This window comes from Streptomyces sp. NPDC051738 (assembly GCF_044453205.1).
Lineage (GTDB): Bacteria > Actinomycetota > Actinomycetes > Streptomycetales > Streptomycetaceae > Streptomyces.
In genome coordinates, this window is the sequence record NZ_JBITCM010000013.1 from 159,326 (window position 1) to 185,111 (window position 25,786).

A 25,786-nucleotide genomic window follows, 5' to 3' on the forward strand; every position below is an offset into this window, starting at 1 on the left:
GTCGCGCAGTTCCCCGCGCCCCTGGAGCGGCGTTGCCGCCCAGGGCACTGGTCATGCGCTGCTGCTTTCCTCCGGCAAGATCCGTGCGGTCGGGCCCAGGTCCACCGGCCCTACCCCGGCCCGGCGCGCGAGCGCGACCGCGGCCAGGGTGGAGTGGACGCCCAGTTTGCCGAGGACGTTCTGCATGTGGGTGCGGACGGTGTGGGGGGAGAGGTACAGGCGCTCGGCGACTGCCTTGCGGCCCAGTCCCGCCACCATGCACCGCAGGACTTCACGCTCTCTCGGCGTCAGCGACTCCACCAGCCGTTCGCTCTCGGTGCGGTGCTTGCGCGCGGCCGTCAGCTCCCGCAGGACGCCCGTGAGCAGGGCGGGCGGCAGATGGGTCTCGTCGCGCAGGACGCCGCGGATGACGGTGAGCAGCCGGGACAGTGAGCAGTCCTTGGCCACCCAGCCGGACGCCCCGGCCTGCAGGGCGAGCGCGGCCCGGCGCGGATCGTCCTTCTCGGCGAGGACGACGATCCGTACGGCGGGCTGCCCGGAACGGACCCCGGCGACCAGCGAGATGCCGTCGACGAGCCCGTCCTCGCCCACCTCCTGAACGGGTACGGCCGGCCGGACGCCCGGCACATTGCCGCCCAGGTCGGCGTCGACGAGCAGCACGTCGTACCGTCGCCCCTCCGCCGCCGCACGCTCCAGACTGCGCAGCGCGGCCGGACCGCTGCCCGCGGCGGAGACGTCGACATCGGGCTCGGCTGCCAGTGCGGCGGCGAGCGACTCGGCGAAGATGCGATGGTCGTCGACGACCAGGACTCGGATGCGAAGCACGAAACCCCCTTCCCCAAGCTCTCGAAGAGCGGGGGATACCCCATCGTCACAGGACGACACCGGGAGACGAACACCTTCGCGGGCACGATGCCCGAAGCACGGATGGCCGCACGGCCGCCGCCGTGCAAGAACTGCTACCCCCACTTCGGGCGTCGTACCCGACCTGTCTCGCCCCCTGATCAGCACCGGCCCCCACCGGTGCTGCTCATCAGAGTACGGGCGGGGGGCAGGAGCGGAAGGTAATTTGCAGAACTGGTTGGCCGACGCGTTTATGGTGAGCCGCATGTTTCGTCTGGAGACAGAAGTCGACAAGTCACGGCAGGATCTGCTCCGTCGGCGGCTGCGGGACACCAACACCGCGGCCTCCCCGATCCTGCGCGCCCTGCGCGGAACCCCAGGTGAACGTGAACTTCCGCTCCAGGTATGGGCCTTGGACGACTCCGGCGACGTGGCCGGCGGGCTGGTCGGTCACACCTGGACCACCTGGCTCCATGTGACGTACCTCTGGGTCGACGAACGCCATCGCGGCGTCCGTCTCGGTTCGCATTTGCTCGCACGCGCGGAGCGCATGGCCCGCCTTGAACGGGGCTGCACGGCCGCACGCGTGGAGACGTGGGACTTCCAGGCGCCGGAGTTCTACAAGAAGCGCGGATATGACGTGGTGTGCGTGATCCCGGACTATCCGCCGGGGATCACGGAGTACACGCTCACCAAACGGCTGGGGTGAGCTGCGGGGGGGGCAGACAGGTGTGATGTCAAGGCGATGATCCGTCACCCTATGGACGCCCAGGTCGAGTTGGGATTTCATGACTGCATGACGAGCCGAGAGCGGTGGACCCTGGCTCTCTGGTTGGCCGGGATCGCGGTGGCCGTCTGGGCGGTGATCCGGTTCGGCCTTGAGCCGGTGACGGCGGCCCTGGGGATCGGTGGGACGCTTCTGATCGCCTCGCCCGCCAGGTCCCTCTTCCAGCGCACCTGGGCATGGAACGCCGAGCCCAGCGAGGGTGACCGGCTCGATGCCGCCGCGGCCGCGTTGAACCACGCGATCGAGCGGCACTGGACCACCGAGGCGGGCCGTCGCAGACAGCACCTGGAAGTGGACCGCATCCCCGTCCTGTGGGACACCGTCCGCGAACCGCCCTCCCGCACGACGCCCGCCGGGGACACCGGCCCACTGACCCGGCAGGGCGTCCTCGACGCGCTGGTCGACGACTACCTCGCCCACCCCTCCCGCCTGGTCATCGTCGGCGACGCGGGATCCGGCAAGACGGGCCTATGTGTCGAGCTGACCCTCGCGCTGTGCCGCCGGGGCGACCTCGCGCGCATCCCCGTACTGCTCCAACTCTCCGCCTGGGATCCGGAGACGAGCTTCCAGGACTGGATCGTCCGGCGCCTGACCGAGGACTACCGGTTCCTCGGCGACACCGTGAAGTACGGCTCCGGTGCGGCCAGGGAACTGCTCGTCCACCGCAGGCTGCTCCCGGTCCTCGACGGTCTCGACGAACTGCCTCCCGAGGCGCGGGGGCAGGTGCTGCGTGCCCTGCGGGAGAACACGCACCTGCCGACGGACACCGTCCTGACCTGCCGTACCGAGGAGTTCCACGCGACGACGGCCGAGGAGCCGCTGCCGGACAGCCGCATCGTGCGTCTGCTGCCCGTCGCGGTCGAGGACTCGATCGCCTATCTGGAGTCCCACTTCCCCGACGACCTGGACCGCTGGGCACCCGTCCTGCACAGTCTGCGGACCGACCCGACGGGGCCGTTGGCCACCGCGCTGTCCCGACCGCTGCTGCTCTTCCTGACCCGGGCCACCTACCAGCCCCGGGGCAGCTCACCGAGCGAACTCCTCGACGACGGCCGGTTCCGTACCGGCGAGGCGATCGAGGCGTATCTGCTCGACATGTTCGTCCCCGTCGTCTTCGACTCGCCGCCCGTGGGTGCCGACGACGGCAACCCGGGCCGTCCCGCACGCCACTGGCCGGCGCCCGCGGCGCTGCGGTATCTGCGGTTCCTCGCCGAACGGCTGGACTCCCGCCGCCGCGACGGGGAACACGGCGCCGCCGATCTGCGCTGGTGGGAGCTGCGCGAGCTGGCGGGTGTGCCGCGGTACGCCTTCGTCGTGATACCCGGGGTGATCGGCACGGTGGCCTGCTGTCTGCTCGGTCTGCTCCTGTTCGGCCTCTTCGGGCGGCCCGCGTTCGGCGCCCTCTTCGGCGGCTCGGTCGGCCTGGTCTTCAGCCCGCTCCTCGGCCTCGTCCGCACGGAGCCGCCACGGCGGTTCGCGCCACGCCGCTCCGCACAGCACCGGCGTCTGGTCCTGCGGCCCCTGTTCCTCGACCTCGCGTTCGGCCTGATCGGGGCGGTCACGGGAGGGCTCATCGCGGGGCTGCTGTACCCGGTGACGTACGGGATCGCGGCCGGTCTGGCCTACGGTGTCGTCTTCTCGACCGCTCGCCGGTTCACCCGCCCCACCGAGCCGAAGCAGGCGGTCACCCCGCTGAGGTCACTGCGGGACGACCGCGACGCGGTGCTGTACGCGTGGCTGTTCGGCTCCGTGGCGGGCGCGGCCGTGGGCGGCCTGCTGGCCACCGCCGGCATCCACAAGGCGCGCTACGACCTGGTCTTCTCGGCGTCCGCCACACTGACGGGCATCGCCGGCGCCCTGGTCGGCGCGCTGCTCGCCGGGGCCGGACTGGGCATGGTCGTGCTGTCGACGAGCGCCTGGGGCCACTTCAACACGACCCGGTGGTGGCTGGCCTGGCACGGCCGTACCCCCTGGCACCTGGTCACCTTCCTCGACGACGCGTACCGGCTGGGCGTGCTGCGCTCCACGGGCGCGCAGTACCAGTTCCGGCACGCGAGCCTCCAGCACCACCTGGCCGCCGTCCGCCCGGCCGTCGCCCCGGCGCCGACGGGCTCAGCCGATCAGACGGCCGCCGGCTGACGAGTCGGCCGGTGCGGGGAGCCCGTCGGGCGAGGCCGTGAAGAGCAGGGGTGTGCCCAGGACCCAGAACGTGGTGCGGCTCGGCCAGTAGCTGCCCTGCCGGGTCCGGGACGCCTCGGCGTGGTAGGCGGCCTCGGGGAAGCGGACGCCGCCGGAGCGCACCCGCCCCGCGGTGACGACCAGTTCGATGTCCGTGAGATCCGCGTAGACCGCGCCGACGGCCGAGTACTGTCGCCCGGGCAGCGGAAACCCGAACTCGACGGTGATCCGCGAGGTCGGCCCCGACTCCCGCTCCGCCGCCTGTCTGTCCAGCAGGTCCCGCACGTCGTCGGAGCGTGCCAGCTCGTAGCTCGACTCGTTCCGGCGAGCCGGCCCGGGTCCCTGGCGCCCCTGAACGGTGCAGCGTACGACCTCGAACCAGGTGTCGCGCAGGGCCGCGCTCTGCGTCGCCAGCCACCGCTGCTCGTAGTGGCGCTGCCGCTTCTCCGTCCTGCCCAGCGCGAACACGCGGGCCAGCAGCCACAGCGCCAGTGCCGCGACGACCCACCTCAGGTACGGCCGCGCCTCGGGTGCCACCACGAACTGCACGGCGACCAGGAGCACCAGGATCAGCGCGAAGCCCCGCCGGTTCGCCCGCTGCGCCTCGGCGAAGCGGGGCGCGGTCAGCCGTACGAGAAGAACCCTGGCCAGGGCCGCGGCTCTCGAATCCGTCGGATACAGCGGCACTTGCAGATCGGGCCTCAGCACGCCGCCACGGCGGCCCGGTCGGCCCGGCGATTCGGCTGCTCCTGGTGAAGTGTCCACATCGACCGTCCATTCCGGACCGGTGTTACCCCCGTTAAGACCGTACCCGAACGCCGCCCGCCGTCACCTCCCTCTTGGGTGCGCGAGGGGCGCACGGCGTTGCGACGGTATGGACTACGCGCAACGGCCCACGGTAAGGCTTCACGGCATGGGGGAGGCAAGGAGCGACACACGAGGTGATGCGGCGGCGGTCTTACGGTGTGCCGTCTCGGCGCGGGGCTGGGGTGCGCTCGCCAGGTTCCTGTGCGCCGACTCCCGGGAGGTGGTGCGTGCCTTCGACCGGACCGTGCTTCCCCTGGTCGAGCGCACGGTGCCCGACCCCGCCCTGCGCCGCACGATCCGCGCGACCCTGCTCGGCACCGCCGTGAAGGTGGGGTTCGCCATGTGGGGGTACGCGTCCATGGCGCACGTGCCCTTCGACGCCGAACTGACGGTCCTGGGCAGCTCGTTCACCCGCCTCTACGACGATCTCGTCGACCACGGCGACCGGGAGGGGCTCGACACCGACCTGGCGTCCCTGTTCGAGGGTGAGCCCTTCCGCCCGCACTCCCGTCCGGAGGAACTGCTGCTCCTCCTGCACGCCGCCCTCGTCGTACGGCTGCCCCACCCGCCCGACGACCCGATCCACCCCCTCCTGCGGGAGCTGCACGCGTTCCAACTGCGCTCCCGCGCCCAGCGGGACCCCGGGATCACCCTGCCGGAGGTCCTGGAGATCACGCGGGGAAAGGGCGGGCTCGGCATGGTCGCCCTGCTCTCCCTGCTCCGCCCCGGGATGTCCGGGCCGGAGCGGGAGCTGCTCAGCGAGCTGGGGTACGTCTTCCAACTCCTCGACGACCTGCACGATCTCGCCCTCGACCGGGCCGACGGCCTGACGACCAGCGCGACGCTGGGCGCCTTCTCCCTCACCGAACTGGCCGCCCGCGTCGAGGGCCTGCGCTCCCGTCTCACCGCCCACTACGGGAGCGCCCGCCCCTTGACCGTCCACCTCGCCCTGACCCTCGTCGGGGTCCCGCTGGCGGCTCGTCGACGAGCCGGGCGCCGCGGTCAGCCGCGGCCGAGGTCCGGCTCGCCCGCTCTGCTGTTCTCCCGGGCCGGGAACATCAGGCCTGAGGCCGGCTCACCCGCCGCGCCCCCGCCGCCGGCACCGCCTCGAACACCCGGGGCGCGGTGAACCCGGCGGAGGCGAAGGCCTCTTCGACGGCCTTGGTGATGGTCTCGACGTCGGCCTCCTCCGCCAGCACGATCGCCGAGCCGCCGAAGCCGCCGCCCGTCATGCGGGCGCCCAGGGCGCCGCTCGCCAGGGCTGTGTCCACGACCATGTCCAGCTCGGGGCAGGAGATGCGGAAGTCGTCCCGCAGCGAGGCGTGGCCCTCCGTCAGGACCGGGCCGATGGCTCGGGTCTCGCCCGACTCCAGCAGGGCGACGACGCGCTCGACGCGCTGGTCCTCGGTGACGACATGGCGCACCAGGCGGCGTACCTCCTCGTCGTCGCCGAGCCGGTCCAGCGCCGCGTCCAGGTCGTCGTAGGCGACATCCCTGAGCGCGTCGACGCCGAGCAGCGCGGCGCCCTTCTCGCAGCCCGCGCGGCGCTTGCCGTACTCGCCCTCGCTGTGGGAGTGCTTGACCTGGGTGTCGACGACCAGCAGGCGCATGCCCTCGGCGGCCAGGTCGAAGGGGATCTGCTTCTGGGAGAGGTCGCGGGTGTCGAGGAACAGGGCGTGGCCGGCCTCGCAGCAGGCGGACGCCGTCTGGTCCATGATCCCGACCGGGGCGCCGACGTAGACGTTCTCCGCGCGCTGGCAGAGGCGGGCCAGCTGCCAGCCCTTCAGGCCCAGGTCGTAGAGGTCGTTCAGGGCGAGTGCGACCACGACCTCCAGCGCCGCCGACGACGACAGGCCCGCGCCCGCCGGGACCGTCGAGGACAGGTGAATGTCGGCGCCGGTCACCGCGTGGCCGGCCTCACGCAGGGCCCAGAGCACGCCCGACGGGTACGCCGTCCAGTTCCGGTCCGACTCGGGGGCCAGGTCGTCGAGCCGCAGTTCCACGACGCCGCCCTCGACGTCCGCCGAGTGCAGCCGCAGCACGCCGTCCTCGCGCCGTGAGACCGCCGCGACCGCGGTGTGCGGCAGCGCGAACGGCATGACGAAGCCGTCGTTGTAGTCGGTGTGCTCGCCGATCAGGTTGACCCGGCCCGGCGCGGCCCACACCCCCTCCGGCTCGGCCCCGTACAGCTCCCTGAACCGCTCGGCGACCGCGGCTGCCGTGTCGACGCTCATCCCCTGACCCTGACCTTTCCGTACCTTCTACTTGCCGCGCTGCTGCGCGAACTCCCACGCGTCCGCCACGATCCCCGCGAGGTCCGCGCGGGACGGGTTCCAGCCGAGCCGCTCGCGGGCGGCGTCGGCGGAGGCGACCAGGACCGCCGGGTCGCCGCCCCGGCGCGGGGCCACGACCTCCGGGATCGGGTGCCCGGTGACCTGGCGGACGGTCTCGATGACCTCGCGGACGGAGAAGCCGTTGCCGTTGCCGAGGTTGCAGATGAGGTGCTCGCCCGGCCGGGCGGCCTTCAGCGCTAGGAGGTGGGCGTCGGCGAGGTCGGCGACGTGGATGTAGTCGCGCACGCAGGTGCCGTCCGGCGTCGGGTAGTCGTCGCCGAAGACGGAGATCGCGTCGCGCCTGCCCTGGGCGACCTGGAGGACGAGCGGGATGAGGTGCGACTCGGGGTCGTGGCGCTCGCCGCAGTCGCCGTAGGCGCCCGCGACGTTGAAGTAGCGGAGGCTGACCGCGCCCAGGCCGTGGGCCGCCGCCTCGCCCGTGATCATGTGGTCGACGGCGAGCTTCGAGGCGCCGTACGGGTTCGTGGGCTGCGTCGGCGCCGACTCGACGATCGGCACCTCCTTCGGCTCGCCGTACGTGGCCGCAGTGGAGGAGAAGACGAGCTTGCGTACGCCGGCCTCGCGCATGGCGCCGAGCAGGGCCATGGTGCCGCCGACGTTGTTGTCCCAGTACTTCTCGGGCTTCACGACCGACTCGCCGACCTGCGAGAACGCGGCGAAGTGGAGCACCGCGTCGAAGGAGGAGTCCAGCCACTTGGCGGCGTCGCGGATGTCGCCCTCGATGAACGACGCCCCGGACGGCACACCCTCACGGAAGCCGGTGGAGAGGTTGTCGAGTACGACGACCTCCTCGCCCGCCTCGATCAGGTGCTGCGCGACCACGCTGCCCACGTAGCCCGCGCCACCGGTGACCAGAAACTTCCCACTCATTGACTCGCTACCTCTCGCAGTCGCTCGGCCGCGCGCTCCGGCGGCACGTCGTTGATGAACACGCTCATGCCGGATTCGGAACCCGCGAGGAACTTCAGCTTGCCGGAAGTGCGGCGGATGGTGAAAAGCTCGAGGTGAAGCGCGAAGTCCTCACGCACGACGCCCTCGAAGTCCTCCAGCGTGCCGAACGGCGCCTGGTGCCAGGCGGCGATGTACGGCGTCGGAGGCTCCCCTTCCCCGAATATCCGGTCGAAGCGCCTCAAGAGTTCCAGATACACCTTGGGGAACTCTGTGCGCGCGTCCTCGTCGAGGGCGAGCAGATCGGGCACCCGGTGCTTCGGGTACAGGTGGACCTCGTACGGCCAGTGCGCGGCGTACGGCACGAAGGCCACCCAGTGTTCACTCTCCAGGACGACCCGCTCGTCGGCGAGTTCACGCTCCAGGACGGCGTCGAAGAGGTTCTCCCCGCCGGTCGCGTCCTTGTGCGCGGCGACGGAGCGCAGCATCAGGGCGGTGCGCGGGGTGGTGAAGGGGTAGGCGTAGATCTGCCCGTGCGGGTGGCCGAGGGTGACACCGATCTCGGCTCCGCGGTTCTCGAAGCAGAACACCTGCTCGACGGAGGGCAGCGAGGACAGCTCCGAGGTCCGGTCGGTCCAGGCGTCGAGCACGAGCCTCGCCTGCTCCTCGGTCAGGTCGGCGAAGGAGGCGTTGTGGTCGGACGTGAAGCAGACGACCTCGCAACGGCCGGAGTCCCCGGCGAGCGAGGGGAAGCGGTTCTCGAACACGGCGGCGTCGTACGACGAGTCCGGGATCTCGCTCAGCCGGTCGCCCTCGGAGGGGCACAGCGGGCACTCGTCGGCCGGCGGGTGGTACGTCCGCCCCTGCCGGTGCGAGGCGATGGCGACCGCGTCACCGAGCAGCACGTCATGACGGACCTCGGACGTCGTGACGGTCCGGTCCAGGGGACGGCGGTCGACCGCGTCGCGCACCGTGTCGTCACGCAGGTCGTAGTAGATGAGCTCACGACCGTCCGCCAGTCGGGTCGAGGTCTTCTTCACGCCGGACTCCATTTCGAGCCACTCAGGTCTTCCGAGACTCCATCAAACAGAACTAAACACAGAGAAACACAACTCACCACGGCAGTCAACATCACAATCAAACAAAGAGCGTCACAGGACGTGTTCAATTACTGAACGCAGGGGCGTAGGTTCCGCGCTGTATCGGTTCGCCAAACGAAGCGAGTACATATGAACACCCCCACACAAACCCCCACGTACTCCCCCACCCATCTCGCAGCCGAGCTACGGCTCCCCACGAACTGGCTCGACTACACGCTGCTCGGCATCTACTTCGTCGTCGTGCTGGGCATCGGCTTCGCCGCCCGCCGCTCGGTGAAGACCACCCTCGACTTCTTCCTCTCGGGCCGCTCCCTGCCCGCCTGGGTGACGGGCCTCGCCTTCATCTCCGCCAACCTGGCCGCCACCGAGATCCTCGGGATGGCCGCCAACAGCGCGCAGTACGGTGCGTACACCGTCCACTGGTACTGGATCGGCGCCATCCCGGCCATGGTCTTCCTCGGCCTGGTGATGATGCCCTTCTACTACGGCAGCAAGGTCCGCTCGGTCCCCGAGTTCCTGCTGCTGCGCTTCGACAAGTGGGCGCACCTGCTCAGCTCGGTCCTGTTCGCCTTCGCCGCGATCCTGATCGCCGGTGTGAACCTCTACGCCCTGGCGATCGTGGTGGAGGCCCTGCTGGGCTGGCCGCAGTGGGTGGCCATCGTCGTGGCGGGCTTCTTCGTGCTGGCGTACATCACCCTCGGCGGTCTGTCCTCCGCGATCTACAACGAGGTCCTGCAGTTCTTCGTGATCCTGGCGGCCCTCATCCCCATCACGGTGCTGTCTCTGAAGAAGGTGGGCGGCTGGGACGGCCTGAGCGACAAGCTGACCCAGACCCACGGCGACGACTTCGTCACCGCCTGGGGCGGCACCGGCATCGGCGAGGCGAACCCGCTGGGCGCCAACTGGCTGACGATCGTGCTCGGCCTCGGCTTCGTGCTGTCCTTCGGCTACTGGACGACGAACTTCGCCGAGGTCCAGCGCGCGCTGTCCGCGAAGAACCTCTCGGCGGCCCAGCGCACCCCGCTGATCGCGGCGTTCCCGAAGATCTTCATCGTGTTCCTGGTGATGATCCCCGGGCTGGCCGCCGCGGCCCTGATCCCCGGCTTCGGCACCGAGGAGTCGGGCTACCAGTACAACGACGCCATCCCCTACCTGATGGAGGGCCTGCTGCCGAACGGTGTGCTGGGCATCGCGGTGACCGGCCTGCTGGCGGCCTTCATGGCGGGCATGGCGGCGAACGTGTCGTCCTTCAACACGGTGTTCACCACGGACATCTGGGCGAGGTACGTGGTCACGGACCGCGAGGACTCCTACTACGTCCGCTTCGGCCGCCTCATCACGGCGATCGGTGTGATGGCGTCGATCGGCACGGCGTTCCTCGCCTCCTCCTTCTCCAACATCATGAGCTACCTCCAGACCCTGTTCTCCTTCTTCAACGTGCCGATGTTCGTGGTCTTCATCGTCGGCATGTTCTGGAAGCGGGCGTCGATGAAGTCGGGCTTCTGGGGCCTGCTGGCCGGCACGACGGCGGCGATGGTGAACTACTTCGTCCTCTACAAGCAGGACATCATCTCCATCCCCTCCGACCAGGGCGCGAACTTCGTCTCCGCGATCGCGGGCTTCGTGGCCGGCGGGGTCGTCATGGTGGCCGTATCCCTCTTCACGGCACCGAAGCCGGCAGAGGAACTCCAGGGGCTGGTCTACGGCACCCGCTCCCCCGGCATGGCCGAGCCGCCGGCACCGGGCGACGAGGCCTGGTACCGCAAGCCGGCGCTGCTGGGGTGGGGAGCGATCGTGCTGGCGGCCGCCTGCTACATCCCGTTCTCCTTCTGACGACCGGAGGTTGAGAGACCATGACCGAGAACTCCGACCGCTCCGAAAACCCCGAGCGCCCCGGCCGCTCCGGACACTCCGGGTACTCCGACAAGGACGTCCAGCGGGAAGTCACCGATCTGGAGGGGAAGTCCGCGACAGCCGCCCGTCTCTTCGACATCCGGCGCATCATCGGCGGCCTCTTCGTGCTCTACGGCGTCATCGTCACGATCACCGGCCTCACCGACGACGACGCCGCGATCGACAAGGCCGAGGGCGTCAACATCAACCTCTGGACCGGGCTTGGGATGCTGCTCCTCGGCCTGTTCTTCCTGGCGTGGCTGAAGCTGAGGCCTGCGGCTCCGCCGCCGCCGGACGTGCAGACGCCGCCGGACGTGCAGAATCAGTGAGGGAGGGTCGGCTCAGCGGCTGCGACGACGCTACCGACAGTAAAGTCTTGGGCAAGCGCAACTGATCTGCGCGCGGTCAAGAGTTTCTGTGGAGCGTTCGGGTGAGCAGTGGGTGGACCGTGGACCAGACTGCCCTGGACGGCACCGACGACGTGACCGGTGTCCAAAGCCTCGTCCGCAGCGGGAGATTCGTCGCCGTGGCCGCCCCGCTCGCCCTCGTGGCGCTGACCGCGGCGTGGCTCCTGCTGGGGGCCACGCCGGTGCGCGCCGCGATCATGTGGGGCTCCCTGGCACTGCTCACCGTATGCCTGCTGATCCTGGCCGTGGCGGTGGTGCGCGGAGGCAGCCGGTCCCGTAGGGAGACCTACCGGCGGGCCGAGCGGGCCGCATCGGCGACCCCGGGCCACGGCGAAGGCGCCGTGCCGTTGCGGCTGGGCGGTGCGCGCGGGCAGTCGATCCGCATGGTGGGCGTGCTGGTCGCCGTTCCCGCGCTGCTGGCGCTCGGAGGGACGCTGGGCGCAGCCGACGCGCGGGGCACCGGCACGAGTGCCGTGCTGGCCGAGGCGGATGCGGTGATCAAGCCGCTTCCGATCGTGAAGATCGAGAACGAGGTGGCGGACGGCAGCAGCCGACGCGCCGATGCCACCGCCGACTTCACCGTCCTGCTTCCCTCGACGACCGGGCGGGACGGTGCGCGCGCGACATTCGAGGCGACCACCAATCAACGCCAGGCCGTCGGCGGCGACCTGTACGTGGCGTACGTCCCGGACCGGCCCGATCTGGGGGCCATCGGTGACGACCAGCGCGAGGACGTGGAGCGCCAACTCGCCGGGCGGGCCGTGGAGGTCGGCACCGCCTGGCCGATCGCCGGGCTGTGGGTCCTGGTGACCCTCGCCCTGGTCATCGGCTGGTGGGTGACCGGCAGTACGCGGCGCCGCGCGCGCACCGTCGGCTCCGACTGGCATGCCCTGCGGGTCACCGTCACGGGGGCCGGCGAGCACGTCGACGCGCCGCCGGCCGGCGGTACCTCGGTGGCCGACGAGCGCAAGCAGCGGGAGAACACCCGGCGTCTGAAGGGCCTGGTCCTCCAGGGCGGCGGCAGTGAGATCCCCTTCCACTCCCAGATGTCCAGCGAGGCCGCCGGGGACGCCCTGTCCGGTACCCACGGCTGGCTGCTGTGGAATCCGCGGCGGCGCCGGGGCCGGGACGTCCTGGCCGACCTGGTGGGCGACGACGGCTGGCAGCTGCCCGGCGCGGTGCCGGTCCCGGTGGCCGAGCAGATCGCGAAGGCGGGGCTCACCGTCCCCGCGCAGCCTGACCCGCAGCGGCGCGTACGGCCCCTGGACCTCGGCGCGGGCTGGCTCGCCACGGCGTCCGTGCCAGTGCTCGCGGGCTGGGCGTTGGCACTCGGCTGCCTGGCCGCGCTGCTGCTGGTACCGGACGACGGCACCTGGCGGCCGTGGACCGCCGCCGCCGGAGTGCTGGTCCCGGCCCTCGGCTTCGCCTGGCAGGGCACGGCACGCGAAGAGGGCCGAGCGGATTGAGGCCCGCACGCGGGTGAGCGGGCGGGCTAGCTAGAGCTGCTTACTGATTGGCTGGCTGACTGGCTGACCGGCTGAGCGAGGCCAACGGCATCCGGTGAGGCCGGAGTTCTCAGGACTCCGGCCCCACCCCCGTCTCCGGTGACGAGTGCGGCACCGGCCCCGCCCGCTCCAGCAACCCCGTCCGCGCCGCCAACGCCGCCGCCTCCAGCCTCGAACCGACCCCCAGCTTCATCAGCACCCGCTGGACATGGGTACGAGCCGTGGACGGCGCGATGCCCATGCCCGCCGCGATCAGCCGTGTGTCCTCGCCGTCGGCCACCCGGACCAGGACCTCGACCTCCCGGGGGGTGAGCATCTGCAGCAACCTCTGCCCCTCGTCGTCCGGTTGGGCGGCCGGGTTGAGGAGTTCGCTGAACGCGCCCTGGAGCAACTGCGGTGCCACCGCCGCCTCTCCCGAGCGCGCCTTCATGATCGCCCGCTCGACACCCTCTATGCGCTCGTCGTGCCGTACATAACCGGAGGCGCCCGCCGCGAACGCCGCCGCTATGCCGCGCGGGCTCGGCACCGGGCCCAGGACGAGAACCGCCACCTGCGGGCGCTCCCGCTTGATCTTCACCACCGGGTCGAATATCCCCGGTTCCGCCGGTGTCGCCGTCCCCAGCAGGCACACTTCCGGCGCCCGTGTGATCACCAGCTCCGCCGCCCCCGCGGCGGGCGCCGCGGCGGCCAGCACCCGGTGTCCTCGCAGTTTCAGTGCCGAGGCCAGTGCCTCGGCGAGCAATCGGTGGTCGTCGACCACCATGAGCCGAACTCCCATCGAGCAACCCCCCAGTCCCCCCAATGGATCTCCATCAATACCCAGGACGGGCCAGGCCAGTCCGGATGCCCCACTCTGGATGCCCACTGGTCCGCGCGGGCAGAAGCCCCCTCCCGGCTCCCCCGCCCTTCATGCCCCCGGAAGCTACACGCTTGTTCGACGTTGCGCTCCCCCTACCGGTGAGAAGTGCCCCGGAACGGCGGAATTTCTGGCTTTCCGCGCATTAGAGGACGACGAGCAGCAGGCCCCTCATCAGTCACCCGCGCCGAACGCGATCACCAGGTACTTCCGCTCGCCCGGGCGGGCCGACCCGGCCGCAGTCGTCGCCGAGATCGCGGAGATCGCCGAGATGTACAGGTGCCCCTGCGTGTAGAGGTACTCGGCGCGCTCCGGGAGCATGCCGGCCTCGGCGTCCCGCACGGCCTGCGTGGCCGGGTTCTGGAGCAGCCGGGTCTGCTTGAACGTGCGGCCGTCGATGCTGACGACCTGCCCGCCCTGGGCGGCGTACGGCGCCCGCTTGTACGCGAGCAGGTTGCCGTCGTCCATCCGCAGCGGCGCGATCACATAGCCGTCGCCCGCGACCGCACGCTGCCCGGTCCGCCTGCCGGTGGTCAGGTCGAACGCGACGATCTCGTTGGTCTGCGCGGAACCGACGGCGCCCGCCCGCACCTTCGTCGGCAGATACAGCCGGTCCTTGCCGACCGCCGCCTGTGAGCACTGCTCGATCCTGCTGATGAGGTCGCACACCGCCGCGTACTGCTCGCTCGGCGCCGAGATCCGCGTACGCAGCCTGCCGGTCCTGTTGTCGAGGGAGAAGTACTCCGAGACGCCGCTGCCGTCACCCGCGGCGACCAGCAGCGGGTCGGTCGACACGATGCCGACGTGCTCGATGCCGTCGGGCATCCGGTACGCCGAGATCACCTGCCCGGACTGCGGGTCGATGGTCTGGATGTGCGGTTGGAGCCCACTCTGCGACCGGCACTTGCGCAGCGCCACCAGCTTGGGACCGCCGCCGTACCCGGCGTCGTAACAGGTGTCGTTGGCCTTCGGCGTCCAGAGCGATGCGCCCGAGGTGATGTCGAACGCGGCGCCACCGCCGGCACCGCCGACGGCGACCGTGCGCGCGCTGATGGTGATGTTGTCGAACCGGATCGGTGCGTTGCCGCGCAGGGCGGAGCCGGTCCACAGCTTCCGGCCGGCGTCGAGGTCGATCGCCGAGACCTGGGTGCAGCCGTGCGTGGGCTTCGCCTTGGTCGGCATCGCGGGCTCGTGGACGATCGCCGTCAGGTCGTCCTTGGTGGTGTGGCCGGTGACCGTGCACACCGGGCCGGGCAGCGGGATCGTCCACAGCTTGGTGCCCTTGTCCGGGTCGTAGCCGACGATCTCGGCGACGCCGGTCTTGACGTACGCCTTCCCGGTCAGCCAGGAGCCGGGCACCGCGCCGCTGCCGGCGTCCAGGGCCTTGGGCGACGGGATCTGGAAGAGGACCTTGGAGGCGGTCCGGGCGGGCACCTTCTCGCTGCCCTGGGACGTCGTGCCGTCGCCCCCGTCGACCTGGCCGCCGGTGCCGCCGTCGGCGCCGGCCGTGGCGTCCTTGGCGTCCCCGTCACCGGAGTTGGCGTACAGGACACCACCGCCGATGATCAGCGCGATCGCCACGACCGCCGCGACGACGACGGCCGACCAGCCCTTGGCCCGCCGCCCGCCGCCACCGGGCCCGGCGGGCGGGGTGGGCGGGGTGGACGGGGTGGGCGGGGACGGCTGCGGGATGCCGTAGCCGGAGTTCCAGTCGTACGGATCCTGCAGCCGGCCGTACGGGCCGGGGGGCGGAGGCGGCACGGGTGGCCGGGGAGGCCGTGGCGGCGTGTGCGGCGCGCCGTAGCCACCCGGTTGCGGTGGCTGGGTCATACGCGGCTCTCCCCTCGCGCACTGATGTGGTGCCGCTGCCGCGCCGTCGCGTTCTCGCCACACCGGCGGGTCTCGGCCCGTTGTCGAGCAAGTCTTTCTACCACTCGCCAGGTCGGGCGATCCGCTGCGGTTCGGCAGCGCCCCTGAAAGGGGCGCGGGGCTGTGTCGATATGCGGCTCCGCCGCGGGGCGCGACCAGCCACGATGGCGCCGCAGACGATCGACGGACCGGAGCGCCACTTCTAGCGGAGCGCTACGCGTCCTCGGCGAGCTCCAGCCAGCGCAGCTCCAGTTCGTCCCGCTGACCGGCCAAGTCGCGCAGTTCGGCGTCGAGTTCGGCGACCTTCCCGAAGTCGGTGGCGTGCTCGGCGATCTGGGCGTGCAGCTTGGTCTCCCGCTCGGAGAGCTTGTCGAGCTGCCGCTCGATCTTCTGCAGCTCCTTCTTGGCGGCGCGCTGATCGGCGGCGCTCTTCTCGGGGACGGCCTTGTCGGCGGCCGGAGCGGGGGTCGCGGCGGCGACCTGGGCCTCCATGCGGTGGCGGCGCTCCAGGTACTCGTCGATGCCGCGCGGCAGCATCCGCAGGGTGGCGTCGCCGAGCAGGGCGAAGACGCGGTCCGTGGTGCGCTCGACGAAGAACCGGTCGTGGGAGATGACGATCATCGAGCCCGGCCAGCCGTCGAGGACGTCCTCCAGCTGGGTGAGGGTCTCGATGTCGAGGTCGTTGGTGGGCTCGTCGAGGAAGAGGACGTTGGGCTCGTCCATGAGCAGCCGCAGCAGCTGGAGGCGGCGGCGCTCACCACCCGACAGGTCCCCGACCGGCGTCCACTGCTTCTCCTTGCTGAAGCCGAACGTCTCGCACAGCTGACCGGCGGTCATCTCGCGCCCCTTGCCGAGGTCGACGCGCTCGCGGACCTGCTGTACGGCTTCCAGGACCCGCGTGGCCGGGTTCAGCTCGGCGACCTCCTGGGACAGATAGGCGAGCTTGACCGTCTTGCCGACGGCGATCCGCCCGCCGGCCGGCTGCGTCTCGCCCTCGGTGCGCGCCGCCTGTTCCATGGCGCGCAGCAGCGACGTCTTCCCGGCGCCGTTGACCCCGACGAGGCCGATGCGGTCGCCGGGCCCGAGCTGCCAGGTCACGTGCTTGAGCAGCAGTTTGGGACCGGCCTGGACGGTCACGTCCTCCAGGTCGAAGACCGTCTTGCCGAGCCGGGACGAGGCGAACTTCATCAGCTCGCTGGTGTCCCGGGGCGGCGGTACGTCCTTGATGAGCTCGTTGGCCGCCTCGACCCGGAAGCGCGGCTTGGACGTACGCGCGGGGGCGCCGCGGCGCAGCCAGGCCAGCTCCTTGCGGACCAGGTTCTGCCGCTTGACCTCCTCGGTCGCGGCGATGCGCTCGCGCTCGGCGCGGGCGAAGACGTAGTCGGAGTAGCCGCCCTCGTACTCGAAGACGTCGCCCTTCTGCACGTCCCACATGCGGGTGCAGACCTGGTCGAGGAACCAGCGGTCGTGGGTGACGCACACGAGCGCCGAGCGGCGCTCGCGCAGGTGCTGGGCCAGCCAGGAGATGCCCTCGACGTCGAGGTGGTTGGTGGGCTCGTCGAGGACGATCAGGTCCTGGTCCTCGATGAGCAGCTTGGCGAGCGCGATCCGCCGCCGCTCGCCGCCGGAGAGCGGGGCGATGACGGTGTCGAGACCCTGCGGGAAGCCGGGCAGGTCGAGCCCGCCGAACAGTCCGGTGAGCACGTCCCGGATCTTGGCGTTCCCGGCCCATTCGTGGTCGGCCATGTCCCGGATGACCTCGTGCCGGACGGTCGCCTCGGGGTCGAGCGAGTCGTGCTGGGTGAGCACACCGAGCCGCAGTCCGCCGGAGTGGGTGACCCGGCCGGTGTCGGTCTCCTCCGCCTTGGCCAGCATGCGGATCAGGGTCGTCTTGCCGTCGCCGTTGCGGCCCACGACTCCAATGCGATCGCCCTCGGAGACGCCGAGCGAGACACCGTCGAGCAGGGCACGGGTGCCGTACACCTTGCTGACGTTCTCGACATTGACCAGATTGACGGCCATTTCTCTCCTGCCCAGGGGGACGATCAGCCTCCCAGCGTAGTCGGGCGCACCGACAGTTCCTCGCCCCGCGTCCGCCCGGGCCCCCGAACCCGTACCGAGCCCGCACCGAACACGCCCCGTACCCGCCCCCTTACGCGGACGTAGGGATTCCCCTAATTGACGTGATCACCTCAAGACCGTCACCGTATCGGCACAGGACAGGCCACCCCCCACCGCCCCGTCCGTGCACGTCTCCCGAGAAGGGGTCCCACCCCCATGTCGTTCGTGCAGCACGCCCCCATGTCCCGCCGCAGACGCACCGGCCTCGCCGCGCTCGTCTCGGCAGCGGCCCTGTTCGCCGTGGGCGCCGCCACCACCGCTCCCGCCTCGGCCGCCCCCGCCGAGGGCGTCGTCCAGGGCGCCGACGCCCCCGGCGCCATCAAGGACAGCTACATCGTCACCCTCAAGGACAACGCCGGCTTCCCCGCCGCCTCCGCCAAGGGCAAGGCGCTCGCGAACCGGTACGGCGCCGAGGTCGAGCGCACGTACAAGAGCGCGCTCAACGGCTACGCGACCGAGATGAGCGCGACCGAGGCCAAGCGGCTGGCCGCCGACCCGGCCGTCGAGCGGGTCGTCCAGAACAAGACGGTCCACATCAACGGCACCCAGACCAACCCGACCTGGGGCCTGGACCGCATCGACCAGGCCGACCTGCCGCTCGACTCCTCGTACACCTACCCGGACAGCGCGGGCAGCGGGGTGACGGCGTACATCATCGACACCGGCGTCCGCATCACCCACAGCGACTTCGGCGGCCGGGCCTCCTACGGCTACGACGCGGTCGACGGCGACTCCACCGCACAGGACGGCAACGGGCACGGCACACATGTGGCGGGCACCGTCGCGGGATCGACGTACGGCGTCGCCAAGGACGCGGACATCGTCGCCGTGCGCGTCCTCGACGACGACGGCTCCGGCACGACCGACGGTGTGGTCGCGGGCATCGACTGGGTGACCGAGAACGCGCAGTTCCCGGCCGTCGCCAACATGTCGCTGGGCGGCAGCGCCGACTCGGTGCTCGACGAGGCGGTCGAGAACTCCATCGCGGCCGGCATCACCTATGCGGTCGCGGCCGGCAACGACAACACCAACGCCTCCTCCAACTCCCCGGCCCGCGTCTCGGCCGCGCTCACCGTGGGCGCCTCGACCAGCGCCGACGCGCGGTCGTCGTTCTCCAACTACGGGTCCGTACTGGACCTGTTCGCGCCGGGATCGAGCATCACGTCCGCGTCCAACGCCTCCGACTCCGGCACCGCGACCTACTCGGGTACGTCGATGGCGTCCCCGCACGTCGCCGGCGCGGCGGCCGTCTACCTGGGCGAGAACCCGAGCGCCTCGCCCTCCGCGGTCGCCTCGGCCCTGACCTCGGCGGCGTCGTCCGGCACGCTCACCAGCGTCGGAACCGGCAGCCCCAACCTGCTGCTCCAGGTCACCCCGGCCGGTGACGACGACGGCGGCGACACCGGCTCCAGCTTCGAGTCGGCGACCGACGTCTCCATCCCGGACGCGGGCTCGGCCGTCTACTCGCCGATCACCGTCAGCGGCCTCACCGGCAGCGCGCCCAGCGACCTGTCGGTGTACGTCAACATCGTCCACACCTACCGCGGCGACCTGGTGATCGACCTGGTCGCGCCGGACGGCTCGACCTACCGCCTGAAGAGCAGCAGTTCCTCCGACTCGACGGACAACGTCGACGCCACGTACACGGTGGACGCGGCCGGCGAGACGACCGTCAACGGCACCTGGCAGCTCAAGGTCCAGGACGTCTACAGCGCGGACACGGGATACATCAACAGCTGGAAGCTGACCTTCTGAGCCCCGGCTGAGAGCACCTGGAACGAGCGTGCGCCCCGGGGCGGGATCCCCGGGGCGCGTCGCCGTGTTCGCTCAGGCCATTCGCTCAGGCCATTCGCTCTGGTCAGCGGCGCGCGGCCGCCGCGCGGACCTCGCCGAGGAGGTCGTACATGATCTGGCCGGGGCACTCGGTGGCGAAGTAGTCGCGGTGGCCACCGATGGTGTTCGTGTCCTTCTTCGTCCCGTTGACGGGGTTGGTGTACGTGACCTTCGCTTCCGGGTCCAGGCCCTTGAACCGGGTGATCACCTTGATCAGCCGGATCAGGGAGGCCTTGGCGGCCTCGGTGGGACCCTGCGCGTCGAGGTTGCCGATCAGGGCTATGCCGAGGGCGCCGGAGTTGTAGCCCACGGAGTGGAAGCCGGTGACGAGGTCGCCGTCCGGGTTGAAGGCGGGGATGCCGTCGTCGCCGGAGTAGCGGCCCTCGTAGACGTTGCCCGCCTCGTCGATGAGGAAGTGGTAGCCGATGTCGCCCCAGTCGTTGGTGATCGCGTGGAACTCGTAGATCGCGCGCACCGTGGCGGCCGGGTCGGGATCGGCGTTCGGCGTCGCCGTGTGGTGGACCGTGATGATCTGCAGCGGGTAGTAGGTCTCGGGCGAGTTGACCGAGCCGTCCGCCTTGAACCGCTTGGACTCGTCGGCGCCCCAGGCCGGCCGCGAGAGGTAGCGCACGCCACGCACGCGCGTGGGCTCGCTCGGCACCTTGAAGGTGCGGTCGGGGCCGTCGGTGGTGTCGATCGCCAGCGAGTGCACACCGTCGATGTCGGTCGGGGCCTTCACCTCGTACGCGGTGGCGTTCTGGGCGGCGACCAGGGCCGTGCCGCCGTCCTCGACGGCCGCGCAGCCGCTCGCGAGGGTCTGCCAGTTGCCGTCCGCGAGGCGGATGGCGGCGCCCTCCTTCGCACCGGACCAGCGCACACCGACGTAGGAGGCGGCGAAGGCGGTGGCGGCCTCGCCGGTGCCAGTGGCGGCCTCGGTCCGGGTGGCGGGGAACTTCTCCGGCGTCGTACCGGAATCGCCGGAGCCGGCGGCCGAGTTGTCCGTTTCGCCGGAGTCGGTGGCCGCGAACACCATCGGCGTCACCGCGGCACCGGCGGCCACGGCACCACCGGCGGCGATCACGCCACGCCGGGAGAGCGAGCGCTTTCTACGGTGGGACGGCTGTGCGGGGGTGGGGGTTTCGGACACGGGGAAGTACGCCTTCCAGAAGTGCAGATGACAGCGTCGAGCGGGGGGAGGCCCGACGCTTGAAACGTCAAGCGACCCTAACGTCCCCGCCCGCCCCACGCGTACTCCGATCGCAGTACATTCGTGTGAAGATCGGGCAAAGAAGCCCTACTTGTGAGTACGGCGTCACGCTCCGGCTCCGTCCACCCGCTGCTGTGGGATCAGCGCCGCCGCCGGGGCCAGGCCGCGCCCGTGGACCGTCTCCTCGCCGACCGGCATGTCGTCACGCAGCAGGCCCTCGGGGACGAGGAGGGCGGCCGTGACCCCGCCGTTCGGCGACGCCCGCAGCTCGACGCGCAGCCCCTGCCGCTCCCGCAGCCGGTTCACCACGAACAGGCCGATCTGCTTGGCGTCGAGGAGGTCGACCTTCTCGGACTGGATCTTGCGGTTGGCCTCGGCGAGGGCGTCCTCGTTCATGCCGAAGCCGCTGTCCTCGACCTCGATGAGGAGCCCCTCCCGCATCCGGGCCGCGCGCAGCTGCACCTGGGTGCTCGGCGGGGAGAACGACGTGGCGTTCTCGACCAGTTCGGCGAGCAGATGGATGACGTCGGCGACCGAGCCGCCCACCAGCGACACCCTCGGCACCGCCCAGATCTGCACCCGCTGCCCGCTCTCGATCTCGGCGACGGCCGCCCGCAGCACGTCCGCCAGCGGAATCGGGTCCCGCCAGCCACGGCCCGGCGCGATGCCGGACAGGATCAGCAGGCTCTCGGAGTGCCGGCGCATCCGGGTCGCCAGGTAGTCGACGCGGTACAGGTCCTGCAGCTCCGCCGGGTCCTGCCGGCGCCGCTGCATCCCCTCCAGCAGGTCCAGCTGACGGTGCAGCAGCACCTGGCTGCGGCGCGCCAGGCTGACGTACACCCCGGAGATCCCGCTCAGCAGCTCGGCGCGCTCGCTCGCGGCCTTCAGCGCCGCGCGCTGTACCGCGGTGAGCGCCGTGCCGACCTGGGCCAGTTCGTCGCCGACCAGGCGTCGCATGGGTGCCTCGGCGTCGATGTCGACGCCCTGCCCTGCATGCAGCTTGCGCATGGCCTGCGGGAGGCGGCGGCCGGCCACCTCCAGGGCGTCGTTGCGCAGGTCGAGCAGCTCGACGATGAGCCCGCGTCCGACCAGCACGGAGACCAGCAGCGACAGCAGCACACCCACCAGGCCGAGTACGACGGCCACGCCCGAGGCGCCGAGGGTGTCCCAGCCGAAGGGGTCGGCCTGCGCGGTGGCCCCCGTACCGGCCGCCGTCTCGGCCTCGGTCAGCCCCGTCAGCACACCGGACGCCGCCGTGTCCCAGCCCCCGAGCGACGTGCGCGTCACAGCCGCCGCACCGGGACCGGCATCGCGCACCCGGTTCTCGACGGCCCGCACGCGCGCGTACCCGTCGCCGTCCAGCACCTCCTCGTACGCCGCCCGGTGCCCGGCCTTCAGGTCGGCGACCGCCGACTCCAGCAGCTCGCGCTGGGTGGCGACGGCGCCCACGAACAGCGCGTACTCGCCCTGACTCAGCGTCCCGCGCGCGTCGGCGGCACCCAAGAGCGCCTGCTCGCGGGCCAGCGCCTCCCGCGCGCGGGCGAGTTCGAGCACCACGCGCGCCTCCGAGGCGGCGTCGGTGCCACGGTCGTCGGTGAGCGCGCCGGTGACGGCGAAGGCGTGCTCGACGATCGCCGAGTAGGCGGTGTACGCGGCCGAGGGCGCCCCCGCCTTCTTCGCGGTGGCCTCGGTACGCAGCCGAGCCAGGCTTCCGGCGTCGCTCTCCAGCCGCTCGATGCGCCCGGGCAGGCTCGCGTCGAGGAGGGCGGCATCCGAGCTGGAGGAGTTGATGCCGTTCAGCAGGGCGGTGGCGGACTTGTCCGTGACCTTGCGGGCCTCGGTGAAGCCGTCAGGAGCGGCCGCGTACCGCATCGCGGCGGTCCGCTCGGCCTGCAGCGCGGCGACGAAGTCGTCGACCGGGGTGAGGAGTTCGGAGTTGACGTCCTTGGCGCGCTCGGTGTCACCGATACCGGCCACGGTCGTCACAGCGGCGAAGCCCCACAGCGCCATGAGGGACACGATGGGCAGCATCAGCAGAGAGACGATCTTCGCCCGGACGGATCTGGGGCGCAGGCGGGCGGAGGTACGGGGGAGGCGCATGGGGTGGAACCTCGTTCAGGGAGGAAAACGGATCTATGGTCCGGCGGTTCGACAGCGCACCCAAGGGGCGCGGGGCTGTATCGATTTGCGGCTCCGCCGCGTGGGCGCGACCAGCCACAACGAGTCCGCAGACGGACGACAACCGAAAGCGGCACTACCTACGCCGTGGTGAGCTCCACCTCGCGGAGCAACTCCGCGGCGGCAGCCGACTCGTTCCGCTTACCCGTAGGCGACAGCGCAACGTACGCCGCGGCCAGGAACAGGAACGACCCGAGCAGCACGGCCAACGGAAAGATGAACTCCGTCGCGGTGGCCCCCGGCAACTCCGCGCTACTGGGAGCGAGGGAGATGCTCACGGCGTACATCGCGGTGTAGTGCATGCTGCTCACAGCGAGCCCCATCACCAGCGCGGCGACAACGGCCAGCACGGATCCCCGCACCACCAGCGTGAGCGTCAACGCGGCGGTGGCGGCCACGACCGCGATCGCCACGGAGGCGATGACGAACAGCGGGTCGTAGTCGACCTCGCCGTGCAGGTTGAGCGCGGCCATGCCGGTGTAGTGCATGGCGGCGACGCCGAGGCCGGTGCCGAGTCCGCCGAGCACGACCGACATCACGCGCGAGCGGCCGTATCCGGCGGTGAAGACGCCGGCCGCGACCACGGCGACGGCCATCAGCAGGCTCAGGACGGTGATCGGGACGTCGAAGCGGATCGGGGTGCCGTCGACGCTGAAGCCCATCATGGCGACGAAGTGCATGGTCCAGATGCCGGAGCCGATGGCGAGGGAGGCGAGCAGCAGCCAGTTCCGCTTGGAGGCGCCGTCCGCCTCAAGTGCCCTGACGGTGCAGCGCAGTCCGAGGGCCGAGCCGACGCAGGCCATCGCGTAGGAGAGGACGGGAGTGACCCATCCGGCGCTGAAGTGGTCCATGTGCCCCATGGGGACTCCTCAGGAGGTACCACCGGTAAGGAGGACCGGGGAGGGCCGATCATGCCAGCCGTCCCCATGACGCAGAGTGGCGTGAAAGGGACCATGAAGGGTGATGTAGAACAATCAACTACCGTGAACTAGCTAACACTTGACCTGCATACCTATGCAGGTCAAGGAGTCGCATTGCCCCAGGTGGAGATCCTGTGGGGGTTTTATGCAGGCAGTACGGTGGCGCCCGGCACCGGCCCCGACGCCGTACGCACCGCCCGACAGGTGCCCGACGACCGTAGGGTTTCAGCCACCTTCTCCGCGGACTCGGGATCACGGGCGAGGAACGCCGTGGTCGGTCCCGAGCCGGAGACGAGCGCCGTGAGCGCGCCCGCGCCCCGGCCGGCGGCGAGGGTGTCGGTGAGCTCCGGGAAGAGGGAGAGCGCGGCGGGCTGGAGGTCGTTGGAGACGGCCGCGGCGAGCGCGTCGGGGTCGCCCTTCGCGAGGGCGTCGAGCAGCGGCTGGGAGGCGACGGGCTCGGGGATGTCCGTGCCCTCGGCGAGCCGGTCGAACTCCCGGAAGACGGCCGGCGTGGACAGCCCGCGGCCCGCCATCGCGAACACCCAGTGGAAGGCGCCGCCCACGTCGAGCGTACGGAGCCGCTCGCCCCGCCCGGTGCCGAGCGCGGCGCCCCCGACGAGGCTGAACGGCACATCGCTGCCCAACTCGGCGCAGATGTCGAGGAGTTCCTCGCGGGAGGCCCGGGTGCCCCAGAGCGCGTCGCACGCGAGCAGCGCCCCCGCACCGTCCGCGCTGCCGCCCGCCATGCCGCCGGCGACCGGGATGTCCTTGGCGATGTGCAGATGCACATCGGGCGTACGGCCGTAGCGCGCGGCGAGCGACTCGGCCGCGCGGGCGGCGAGGTTCGTACGGTCGAGGGGGACCTGATCGGCGTCCGGGCCGTCACAGGTGACGCGCAGGCCGTCGGGCGAGGGGGTCACGGTGACCTCGTCGTACAGGCCGACGGCGAGGAAGACGTTGGCCAGGTCATGAAAGCCGTCGGGGCGGGCGGCACCCACGGCGAGCTGGACGTTGACCTTGGCGGGCACCCGGACGGTGACGCTCGCGCTCACTTACTCGGACTCCTTGTGCTGGGCGGCTTCCTTGTGCTCCGCAATGCGCACGAACTCCTCGACCGTGAGCGCCTCTCCGCGGGCCTGCGGGGAGACCCCGGCCGCGACGAGGGCCGTCTCGGCGGCCGCCGCCGAACCCGCCCAGCCGGCGAGCGCGGCGCGCAGGGTCTTGCGGCGCTGGGCGAAGGCGGCGTCGATGACGGCGAAGACCTCGCGCCTGGAGGCGGTGGTCTTGAGCGGCTCGGTGCGCCGCGTCAGGGAGACCAGGCCGCTGTCGACGTTCGGGGCGGGCCAGAAGACGTTGCGCCCGATGGCGCCGGCCCGCTTGACCTCGGCGTACCAGTTGGCCTTCACGGACGGCACGCCGTACACCTTGGAGCCGGGCGGGGCGGCCAGGCGGTCGGCGACCTCCGACTGCACCATGACGAGGGTGCGTTCGATGCTCGGGAAGGCTTCGAGCATGTGGAGGAGGACCGGGACGGCCACGTTGTAGGGGAGGTTGGCGACCAGCGCCGTGGGCGGCGGGCCCGGCAGCTCGGCGACATGCATCGCATCGGAGTGCACCAGCGCGAAACGGTCGGCGCGCTCCGGCATACGGGCCGCGATGGTGGCGGGGAGCGCGCCGGCCAGGACGTCGTCGATCTCCACGGCGGTGACGCGGTCGGCCACCTCCAGCAGGGCGAGCGTGAGGGAGCCGAGCCCCGGTCCCACCTCGACCACCACGTCGTCGGGGCGGACATCCGCCGTGCGGACGATACGGCGGACCGTGTTCGCGTCGATCACGAAGTTCTGGCCGCGCTGCTTGGTGGGACGCACACCGAGGGCTGCCGCCAGCTCACGGATGTCGGCGGGGCCAAGGAGGGCGTCGGGGGTGGGGCTACTCACCCGACAAGGGTACGGGGGTCGGGGACAAGGCCTGTCCAGCCGGGCTCGGCCGCACGTCGCCCGACCGAACCGGCGGCACGAAGGCACGCCCGCCCGCGGCCGG

General features: G+C 71.2%; 20 protein-coding genes. 7 read left to right on the forward strand and 13 right to left on the reverse strand.

Features of this window, described 5'->3' with window-relative positions; all coding sequences use genetic code 11:
* Window positions 1–51 precede the first annotated feature (51 nt).
* Complete coding sequence (locus ACIA8X_RS28835) at window positions 52–825, reverse strand: LuxR C-terminal-related transcriptional regulator (RefSeq protein ID WP_393455191.1); 774 nt, start codon at window positions 823–825, stop codon at window positions 52–54.
* A gap of 271 nt (window positions 826–1,096) precedes the next feature.
* On the opposite strand from ACIA8X_RS28835, the gene ACIA8X_RS28840 reads away from it, so the two are divergent.
* Window positions 1,097–1,552 carry a GNAT family N-acetyltransferase gene (locus ACIA8X_RS28840; RefSeq protein ID WP_393455560.1) on the forward strand — a complete coding sequence of 152 codons (456 nt, stop codon included), beginning with the start codon at window positions 1,097–1,099 and terminating at the stop codon, window positions 1,550–1,552.
* An 87-nt stretch (window positions 1,553–1,639) separates the two neighbouring features.
* Complete coding sequence (locus ACIA8X_RS28845; RefSeq protein ID WP_393455188.1) at window positions 1,640–3,769, forward strand: NACHT domain-containing protein; 2,130 nt, start codon at window positions 1,640–1,642, stop codon at window positions 3,767–3,769.
* Here the strand turns inward: ACIA8X_RS28845 and ACIA8X_RS28850 are convergent.
* A complete protein-coding gene (locus ACIA8X_RS28850; RefSeq protein ID WP_393455185.1) occupies window positions 3,743–4,516 on the reverse strand; it encodes a hypothetical protein in 774 nt (257 codons plus the stop codon). The genes ACIA8X_RS28845 and ACIA8X_RS28850 overlap by 27 nt on opposite strands.
* Window positions 4,517–4,721: 205 nt before the next feature.
* Here ACIA8X_RS28850 and ACIA8X_RS28855 point away from each other — a divergent pair, with 205 nt between their 5' ends.
* Window positions 4,722–5,744: a hypothetical protein gene (locus tag ACIA8X_RS28855; protein ID WP_393455182.1), complete on the forward strand. Its 1,023-nt coding sequence runs from the start codon at window positions 4,722–4,724 to the stop codon at window positions 5,742–5,744.
* Here the strand turns inward: ACIA8X_RS28855 and galK are convergent.
* From galK to galT, 3 genes are read right to left on the reverse strand one after another with little or no spacing between them, the layout of a single operon-like run.
* A complete protein-coding gene (gene galK, locus ACIA8X_RS28860) occupies window positions 5,674–6,849 on the reverse strand; it encodes a galactokinase (protein ID WP_393455179.1) in 1,176 nt (391 codons plus the stop codon). The two genes, ACIA8X_RS28855 and galK, sit on opposite strands and share 71 nt — an antisense overlap.
* Before the next feature lie 27 nt (window positions 6,850–6,876).
* On the reverse strand, window positions 6,877–7,839 hold the full coding sequence (gene galE, locus ACIA8X_RS28865) for a UDP-glucose 4-epimerase GalE (protein WP_393455176.1): 963 nt from the start codon (window positions 7,837–7,839) through the stop codon (window positions 6,877–6,879).
* The gene (gene galT, locus ACIA8X_RS28870; protein ID WP_393455173.1) at window positions 7,836–8,897 is read right to left on the reverse strand and encodes a galactose-1-phosphate uridylyltransferase; all 1,062 of its coding nucleotides are present in this window, start codon (window positions 8,895–8,897) and stop codon (window positions 7,836–7,838) included. The genes galE and galT overlap by 4 nt, the downstream gene beginning before the upstream one ends.
* A gap of 189 nt (window positions 8,898–9,086) precedes the next feature.
* Here galT and ACIA8X_RS28875 point away from each other — a divergent pair, with 189 nt between their 5' ends.
* From ACIA8X_RS28875 to ACIA8X_RS28885, 3 genes are all read left to right on the forward strand, one after another.
* Window positions 9,087–10,790, forward strand: a complete 1,704-nt coding sequence (locus ACIA8X_RS28875; protein WP_393455170.1) for a sodium:solute symporter family protein — start codon at window positions 9,087–9,089, stop codon at window positions 10,788–10,790.
* 20 nt (window positions 10,791–10,810) lie between these two features.
* Complete coding sequence (locus ACIA8X_RS28880; protein WP_399459450.1) at window positions 10,811–11,179, forward strand: hypothetical protein; 369 nt, start codon at window positions 10,811–10,813, stop codon at window positions 11,177–11,179.
* 101 nt (window positions 11,180–11,280) lie between these two features.
* Window positions 11,281–12,723 (forward strand): hypothetical protein, encoded by a 1,443-nt coding sequence (locus tag ACIA8X_RS28885; protein WP_399459451.1) that lies wholly within the window; start codon window positions 11,281–11,283, stop codon window positions 12,721–12,723.
* Between the two features lie 109 nt (window positions 12,724–12,832).
* On the opposite strand, the gene ACIA8X_RS28890 is transcribed toward ACIA8X_RS28885, so the two are convergent.
* The 3 genes from ACIA8X_RS28890 to ACIA8X_RS28900 all read right to left on the reverse strand — a co-directional run bounded on the left by ACIA8X_RS28890 (window position 12,833) and on the right by ACIA8X_RS28900 (window position 17,509).
* Complete coding sequence (locus ACIA8X_RS28890; RefSeq protein ID WP_393455161.1) at window positions 12,833–13,540, reverse strand: LuxR C-terminal-related transcriptional regulator; 708 nt, start codon at window positions 13,538–13,540, stop codon at window positions 12,833–12,835.
* A 252-nt stretch (window positions 13,541–13,792) separates the two neighbouring features.
* Window positions 13,793–15,379: a PQQ-binding-like beta-propeller repeat protein gene (locus tag ACIA8X_RS28895; protein WP_399459452.1), complete on the reverse strand. Its 1,587-nt coding sequence runs from the start codon at window positions 15,377–15,379 to the stop codon at window positions 13,793–13,795.
* A gap of 321 nt (window positions 15,380–15,700) precedes the next feature.
* Complete coding sequence (locus tag ACIA8X_RS28900; protein WP_393455155.1) at window positions 15,701–17,509, reverse strand: ABC-F family ATP-binding cassette domain-containing protein; 1,809 nt, start codon at window positions 17,507–17,509, stop codon at window positions 15,701–15,703.
* A gap of 255 nt (window positions 17,510–17,764) precedes the next feature.
* Between ACIA8X_RS28900 and ACIA8X_RS28905 the strand changes: the two genes are divergently transcribed.
* Window positions 17,765–19,363, forward strand: coding sequence for a S8 family serine peptidase (locus ACIA8X_RS28905; RefSeq protein ID WP_393455152.1), 1,599 nt, complete (start codon window positions 17,765–17,767; stop codon window positions 19,361–19,363).
* A gap of 103 nt (window positions 19,364–19,466) precedes the next feature.
* On the opposite strand, the gene ACIA8X_RS28910 is transcribed toward ACIA8X_RS28905, so the two are convergent.
* The 5 genes from ACIA8X_RS28910 to rsmA form a co-directional block, all read right to left on the reverse strand.
* Window positions 19,467–20,588, reverse strand: a complete 1,122-nt coding sequence (locus ACIA8X_RS28910) for a peptidoglycan recognition family protein (protein WP_399459453.1) — start codon at window positions 20,586–20,588, stop codon at window positions 19,467–19,469.
* 165 nt (window positions 20,589–20,753) lie between these two features.
* Entirely contained in the window at window positions 20,754–22,748 is a 1,995-nt protein-coding gene (locus ACIA8X_RS28915; protein ID WP_399459454.1) for a nitrate- and nitrite sensing domain-containing protein, read from the reverse strand.
* Window positions 22,749–22,906: 158 nt separating this feature from the next.
* On the reverse strand, window positions 22,907–23,686 hold the full coding sequence (locus ACIA8X_RS28920; RefSeq protein ID WP_393455143.1) for an MHYT domain-containing protein: 780 nt from the start codon (window positions 23,684–23,686) through the stop codon (window positions 22,907–22,909).
* A 203-nt stretch (window positions 23,687–23,889) separates the two neighbouring features.
* Window positions 23,890–24,798 (reverse strand): 4-(cytidine 5'-diphospho)-2-C-methyl-D-erythritol kinase, encoded by a 909-nt coding sequence (locus ACIA8X_RS28925; protein ID WP_399459455.1) that lies wholly within the window; start codon window positions 24,796–24,798, stop codon window positions 23,890–23,892.
* The gene (gene rsmA / locus ACIA8X_RS28930; protein WP_399459456.1) at window positions 24,799–25,683 is read right to left on the reverse strand and encodes a 16S rRNA (adenine(1518)-N(6)/adenine(1519)-N(6))-dimethyltransferase RsmA; all 885 of its coding nucleotides are present in this window, start codon (window positions 25,681–25,683) and stop codon (window positions 24,799–24,801) included.
* Window positions 25,684–25,786: the final 103 nt, after the last annotated feature.

Coding starts and splice junctions, on each gene's coding strand:
- ACIA8X_RS28920 (WP_393455143.1), bottom strand. CDS start 23,686: ATGGGGCACATGGACCACTTCAGCGCCGGATGGGTCACTCCCGTCCTC.
- ACIA8X_RS28915 (WP_399459454.1), bottom strand. CDS start 22,748: ATGCGCCTCCCCCGTACCTCCGCCCGCCTGCGCCCCAGATCCGTCCGG.
- ACIA8X_RS28890 (WP_393455161.1), bottom strand. CDS start 13,540: ATGGGAGTTCGGCTCATGGTGGTCGACGACCACCGATTGCTCGCCGAG.
- ACIA8X_RS28875 (WP_393455170.1), top strand. CDS start 9,087: ATGAACACCCCCACACAAACCCCCACGTACTCCCCCACCCATCTCGCA.
- ACIA8X_RS28840 (WP_393455560.1), top strand. CDS start 1,097: ATGGTGAGCCGCATGTTTCGTCTGGAGACAGAAGTCGACAAGTCACGG.
- ACIA8X_RS28855 (WP_393455182.1), top strand. CDS start 4,722: ATGGGGGAGGCAAGGAGCGACACACGAGGTGATGCGGCGGCGGTCTTA.
- ACIA8X_RS28880 (WP_399459450.1), top strand. CDS start 10,811: ATGACCGAGAACTCCGACCGCTCCGAAAACCCCGAGCGCCCCGGCCGC.
- galK (WP_393455179.1), bottom strand. CDS start 6,849: ATGAGCGTCGACACGGCAGCCGCGGTCGCCGAGCGGTTCAGGGAGCTG.
- ACIA8X_RS28905 (WP_393455152.1), top strand. CDS start 17,765: ATGTCGTTCGTGCAGCACGCCCCCATGTCCCGCCGCAGACGCACCGGC.
- galE (WP_393455176.1), bottom strand. CDS start 7,839: ATGAGTGGGAAGTTTCTGGTCACCGGTGGCGCGGGCTACGTGGGCAGC.
- ACIA8X_RS28845 (WP_393455188.1), top strand. CDS start 1,640: ATGACGAGCCGAGAGCGGTGGACCCTGGCTCTCTGGTTGGCCGGGATC.
- ACIA8X_RS28900 (WP_393455155.1), bottom strand. CDS start 17,509: ATGGCCGTCAATCTGGTCAATGTCGAGAACGTCAGCAAGGTGTACGGC.